The sequence below is a fragment of the Vibrio sp. Vb0349 genome (genome assembly GCF_033338975.1).
Genome location: NZ_JAWOTS010000227.1, coordinates 1 through 1,341, shown reverse-complemented (window position 1 = coordinate 1,341; position 1,341 = coordinate 1). Strand labels below are relative to the sequence as shown.

The 1,341-nt window shown below is 46.5% G+C and carries 1 protein-coding gene; it reads right to left on the bottom strand.

Going from position 1 to position 1,341, the window contains the following annotated elements; all coding sequences use genetic code 11:
• Window positions 1–839: tetratricopeptide repeat protein (locus tag R7Q47_RS24765; protein ID WP_318089922.1), on the bottom strand; the 839-nt coding region annotated here is incomplete at its 3' end.
• Window positions 840–1,341: the final 502 nt, after the last annotated feature.

Genomic DNA, 1,341 nt, shown 5'->3' with positions numbered 1-1,341 from the left:
CGAGCTGGTTGATAACCCATATTGGCAGAAAGAAACAACCAAACATACGCAATCGCATTGCCTGTTTTGCCTCTGTCTTTCCATGCTTCGCCTGCATGGTACATCGCTTCTGCGCTGCCGCCCTCAGCAGCACGTTCCAGCCAATAGCAACCTTTCACCATGCTCTTGTCTGCGCCAATGCCGTTTAGATAACACAAGCCGACTTGAATTTTGCCTTCTGCACTGTCTTTTTCTGCCGCTTTCATAAACCAGTAAAGCGCATCGGCTTTATGGCCTGAAGTATTTTCAGGCGAGAGCTGCCACTCTCCCATGTAAAGCATCGCAGCAACGCAACCTTCTTCGGCCGCCGTTTCGATGAGTTGATGGCCTTTCGGGATGTTCTTCTCTACCCCTCGACCAAACACCAGTGCTTTACCTGTCGTGAACTTCGCTTCAATATCACCTTCCATGCCCGCGATGGCAGTTCGCCAAAAGTTCGCCTGCTCTTTTAAGATCACATCTTCTCGCATGCGCTCACTAAGGCGCACAATGCCGTACATGCCTGTCACGTTATCCAACTTCGCCGCTTTGTCGTACCAATACAGCGCTTGTCGAACGTTGTCCCGCTCAGCTTCTTTCGCTAAAAACAAAATCGTCGGGATGTGGCCAGTTTCTGCTTTAAACTCACGCTCTTTGCGTTCTTGCTCGCGCGCCTTTTGCATCGCTTTACGATACGCAGCTTCACGCGCTTTCCTCTCGGTCTCCAGCCGTTGCCTTCGCATCGACAATGAGATCATCCAAACAAATATCAGGACGAGTGAAGGGCCAGTTGCCGCATTGGCAATGCCCATACTACTCATAGATAGCCTCTTTTTTAGTCAGGGCCCAAATGAACTCCCTACCGGGGAGTCTTGAAAATCACATGCCGACCAATATCGGCAGCCTTTATTATATAACGACCATTACCGCAAAATCTGAAGCTTCTAAGTGTCTGTTGGCGTTATTTTATTCAATATCAGCGTAACTTATTTTTAAAGGCGAAATATCACCCCATTTTTTATAGAAGTTAATCACAGTTTTGGGGCTGAGATATTCTCCTCCCCTATCATCCCCCCTTACTCCTCCTATAAAAATTTACATTTTGATGGTGTGCGGAATATCTCACTATGCGACCGTTTTATTATTTATTTTGTGAACAAAATCGACTGTGACAGAAAATTTTTACTTGTAAAAAACTTAACAGCCTGCTCTCACATTTTGCTGATGATTCAGTGTATTAGCATCTAGTTGAACATTTCCTTTTCGGCATCTTGCCCCAAATAGGGCGTGTAGCGCTTCGAGCTTTAGAGCCACGAAATACCG